Genomic DNA, 4,085 nt, shown 5'->3' with positions numbered 1-4,085 from the left:
TCCGGCTCCGGTGGTGCCACCGGTGCGACCGTCGTCCTCGTCCACGGCGTGTTCGCCGACGCGTCCGGCTGGAACGCCGTCACCGCCCGGCTGCTGAAAGCGGGTCACCAGGTCGTCGCCCCGGCCAATCCCCTGCGCGACCCGGCCGGTGACTCCGCGTACGTCTCCTCGGTCGTCGCCACCCTGCCCGGTCCCGTCATCCTGGTCGGTCACTCCTACGGCGGGGTGGTCGTCACCAACGCCGCCCGTGGCCACGACCACGTCAAGGCCCTGGTCTACGTGGCCGCCTTCGCACCCGACGAGGGCGAGAGCGCGCTGCAGCTGGCCGGGAGGTTCCCGGGCAGCGAGCTGGAGGGCGCACTCATGACCCGGCCGCTGCCCGGCGGAACCGACGCCGACGGCTACATCGACCCGTCGAGGTTCCACGACGTCTTCGCCCAGGACCTGCCGCCCGCCACCACCGCGGTGATGGCGGTGTCGCAGCGTCCGGGCAGCCTGGGCGGGTTGTCCGGGCCCAGCGGTGTGCCGGCGTGGAGGTCCCTGCCGTCCTGGTACGTGGTGGCCGGCGCGGACCGGGTCCTCCCGCCGGCCGTGCAGCGGTTCATGGCCGGGCGCGCCGGGAGCAGGACCGTGGAGGCGAAAGGAGCCTCGCACGTCGTGATGATGTCCCGGCCGGACCTCGTCGTGCGGCAGATCGAAGCCGCGTACCGCGCCACCCGCTGACCCCCCTCCTCCGGAAGGACCGGCAGGCATGAGCACTCCGGACACCGTCGTCCTGATTCACGGCTTCTGGGTGACCCCCCGCAGCTGGGAGCACTGGATCGACCACTACGAGAAGCGGGGCTACCGTGTCCTCGCGCCCGCCTATCCCGGCTTCGAGGGGGAGGTCGAGGCCCTCAACGCCGACCCCGCCCCCATCGAGAAGGTCACCGTCGACCAGATCGTCGGCAGCCTGGAGACCCTGGTCCGCGGCCTGGACCGGCCTCCCGTGCTGATCGGCCACTCCGCCGGCGGCGTCTTCGTCCAGCTGCTGCTCGACCGCGGACACGGAGCGGCCGGCGTGGCGCTCTGCTCGGCGCCCACGGAAGGCGTCGCGGTCCTGCCGCCGACGCAGATCAAGGCGGCCTTCCCCGTCCTGAGGAACCCGGCCAACCGGCACCGCGCGGTCGCGCTGACCGCCGGGCAGTGGCACTACGCCTTCACCAACACCTTCTCCGAGGAGGACTCCCGGGCGCTGTACGAGCGGTACGCGATCCCCGCCTCCGGAGCCGTCTTCTGGGACAGCGCCCTGGCCACCCTGCGTCCCGGCCACCACAGCACGTACGTCGACTACCGCAACGACGCCCGCGCACCACTGCTGTTCGTCTCCGCCGAGAAGGACCACCTGATGCCGCCCCAGGTCCAGCGGTCCAACGCCCGTCACTACACGTCCGACACGGTCACCGAGATCGAGGAGGTCGCGGGCATGCCGCACCTGCTGCCCGCCGCACCCGGCTGGCAGCAGGTCGCCGACCGCGTGCTCGACTGGGCGGTCTCGCACGCGCGGTGACCCCCTCCGCCGACGCCCGCGGCAGCCCGCGCCCGGTCAGTCGTCGGCGTCCCGCAGCTTCCCGGCGATGCGTTCGACCGCGCGAAGGTCCTCGGGCGAGAGGCGGTCGATGAAGTGGCGCCGGACCGAGGCCATGTGGGCCGGGGCGGCGTCCTCCAGCGTCCGGAGCCCGTGGTCGGTGAGGACGAGGAAGCAGCCTCTGCCGTCCGCGGGGTCCGGTTCGCGTCGCAGGAGGCCGCGCGCCTCCATGCGGGTGGCGTGCCGGGAGAGACGGCTGCGCGACCATCGCATCTTGCCGGCCTGTTCCCGCAGCGTGCTCGTGTGGTCCGGCCGCTCGGACAGGGTGCTGAGCACCTCGTAGTCGGGGTCCGACAGCCCTACCGCGGCCAGGTCGCGTGCCGTCGCGGCCTGCACGGCGGTCACCGTCCGGCGGTAGGCCCGCCATGCCCGTTCCTCGTCAGGATTCAGCCAGTTCACGGTGTCGGCCGACGTTTTCGTTGACATGGAACCAATCTACTCCCTAGGTTCATTTCTATGTCAACGAAAACGATCCGCGTCATCGTCCTGGTGTGCAGCACCCGTCCCGGCGCCCTCGGGCCGGCGATCGGCAAGTGGCTGACCGGGGCGATCGAGGCCCGCGCCGCCGAACTCGACGTCGAACTCGTGCCCCTGTCCCTCGGCGACCTGGGCCTGACCTTCCTCGACGAGGAGGAGGAGCCGTCCTCGGGCATCTACGCGCATGAACACACCAAGCGCTGGAGCGCGCTGGTGGACGCGGCGGACGGCTTCATCGTGGTGACGCCGGAGTACAACTACGGGATGCCCGCGACCCTGAAGAACGCGCTCGACCACCTGGGCCGCGAGTGGGCGTGGAAGCCGATGGGCTTCGTCAGCTACGGACACACCTCGGCGGGAACGCGTTCGGTGCAGCACGCCAAGCAGGTCGTGACCACCCTGCGCCTGGTGCCCCTGGGCTCCACGCTCGCGCTGCGCATCGGCGACACGGTGCGGGACGGGCTGGTCCGTCCCGGCCCCGCCGCCGCCGAGACGGCGGTCGGCGTGCTGGAGGAACTGGTCCGGGTCTCGCACGCCCTGCGTCCGCTGCGCGAGCGGTCGCGTCCCGACGTGACGGCCGGCCCGCTGCCGGGTTCCTACCTGCGCGCGCTGACGCCCGACGACGCCCCCGAGGTGACGGTGCTGCAGCGCTGCTGCTGGGTGGAGGAGGCCCTGGTCAACAACAGTCTGGACATCCCGGCGCTGCACGAGTCCCCGGAGCGGGTCCGGGAGTGGATGGCGTCCTGGCAGACCACGGGCCTGTGGCGGGACGGACGGCTGCTCGGCATGGTGCGGACCCGGCGGGTCGACTCCGACTGGCACGTGGGCCGTCTCGCCGTCGTGCCCGATCTGCGGGGCCGTGGCGTGGGCCGGTGGCTGCTGCGTACCGCGGAGACCGGCATCGATCCGGAATGCACCCGCGTGGTGATGCACACGGGGGTCGGCAGCGAGCGGAACATCCGTCTCTACCTGAGCGAGGGGTACGTGTCCCAGCCGCCGTCCGACGACGGCACGGTGTGCCTGACCAAGGAGACGGTGTCGTCCGTGGCGCTGTAGGAGGCGCGGGCCACCCCCGCCGCGGGGTGGCCGGAGCGGGGTGTCATGCTTCTGCGGCACGGTCGGCCGCCGTCACGTGGATCGGCCGATCCCCCGGGGTGCGCGCGCCGTTCAGGAGGTGGGAGCCATGCGGCTGATCGACGCGGAGAGCGCACGGCAGGACTGGAGCGGCATGCTCTGCGGATGCGGTGGCACCGCGGAGCACGTCGCGCGGGACCTGCGGCGGCTGGCCGGCGGTCCCGGACGGGATCCGGCCGAGTCCAGGGTCGAGGCCGAGGCCGAGGCCGAGTCCGGGGTCGACGTCGGGGCCGGGGTCGACCTCGAGCAGCACGTGTGGTGTCCGACGCACCTGTGGGAGCCGGCTCCCGCCGTGGCGTCCGTCGCCCTGGCGGCCCTCGCGGAGGATCTTCCGGCGGCGGCCCGCGCGCGGTTCCTGGACCTGCTTCTCGCCCTGGTCGCGGGTGAGGGCTCGGACTTCGCCTCCGCCCGGCGGGGGCTGGACCTCCCGGAGCTCTGCCGGGACGTCGCCCGGCAGGGGCTCCCACTGCTGCGCGAGCAGGTGACGGAGTACCGCTCCCCGGGGGTCGCCGGCAGCGCCTTCGAGATCCTCACCGTGGTGGAGCCCGACCGGGAGCGGCTGCGGCGTGTGCGCGCGGCGGCGGCCGACTGGCTGCCGGTGTGCTGCCGTACGGGCCTGTGCGACGAGGGGTCCTGACGATCCGGCCGGGGAGGGTGTCGTCCCCTGCCCCGACCGGAGCACGCCGTCGCCCCTTCGGCCCAGCCTCGGGTTCCCCGGGCTGCCGGGCACCACGGCGCGGGGGCAGAGTGCTGCGGGGGGACTCGTGCGAGGAGCCTCACATGCGGAAGAGAAACCGATGGGCGACGTCCGCCCTGATAGCGCGGCTGGCCGTGGGCCTGGCCGCGC

Annotated in this window: 5 protein-coding genes; 4 read left to right on the top strand and 1 reads right to left on the bottom strand. The window is 73.1% G+C overall.

Annotated features, from left to right (window positions below; genetic code table 11):
* Together HW445_RS20870 and HW445_RS20865 are read left to right on the top strand one after the other, a co-directional pair.
* Positions 1–723 (top strand): alpha/beta fold hydrolase (locus HW445_RS20870; RefSeq protein WP_180222509.1); only part of this gene is annotated, 723 nt, incomplete at its 5' end.
* Between the two features lie 28 nt (positions 724–751).
* On the top strand, positions 752–1,549 hold the full coding sequence (locus HW445_RS20865; protein ID WP_180222508.1) for an alpha/beta hydrolase: 798 nt from the start codon (positions 752–754) through the stop codon (positions 1,547–1,549).
* Positions 1,550–1,585: 36 nt separating this feature from the next.
* Here HW445_RS20865 and HW445_RS20860 read toward each other — a convergent pair whose 3' ends face one another.
* Positions 1,586–2,053 (bottom strand): MarR family winged helix-turn-helix transcriptional regulator, encoded by a 468-nt coding sequence (locus tag HW445_RS20860; protein WP_180222507.1) that lies wholly within the window; start codon positions 2,051–2,053, stop codon positions 1,586–1,588.
* A gap of 30 nt (positions 2,054–2,083) precedes the next feature.
* Between HW445_RS20860 and HW445_RS20855 the strand changes: the two genes are divergently transcribed.
* Positions 2,084–3,160, top strand: a complete 1,077-nt coding sequence (locus tag HW445_RS20855; protein WP_218957222.1) for a bifunctional NAD(P)H-dependent oxidoreductase/GNAT family N-acetyltransferase — start codon at positions 2,084–2,086, stop codon at positions 3,158–3,160.
* Between the two features lie 127 nt (positions 3,161–3,287).
* Positions 3,288–3,875 (top strand): hypothetical protein, encoded by a 588-nt coding sequence (locus tag HW445_RS20850; RefSeq protein WP_180222506.1) that lies wholly within the window; start codon positions 3,288–3,290, stop codon positions 3,873–3,875.
* Positions 3,876–4,085: the final 210 nt, after the last annotated feature.

This window comes from Streptomyces sp. UH6 (assembly GCF_013421635.1).
GTDB classification, from domain to species: Bacteria; Actinomycetota; Actinomycetes; order Streptomycetales; family Streptomycetaceae; genus Streptomyces; species Streptomyces abyssomicinicus.
This window is presented reverse-complemented; position numbering and strand designations above follow the sequence as displayed.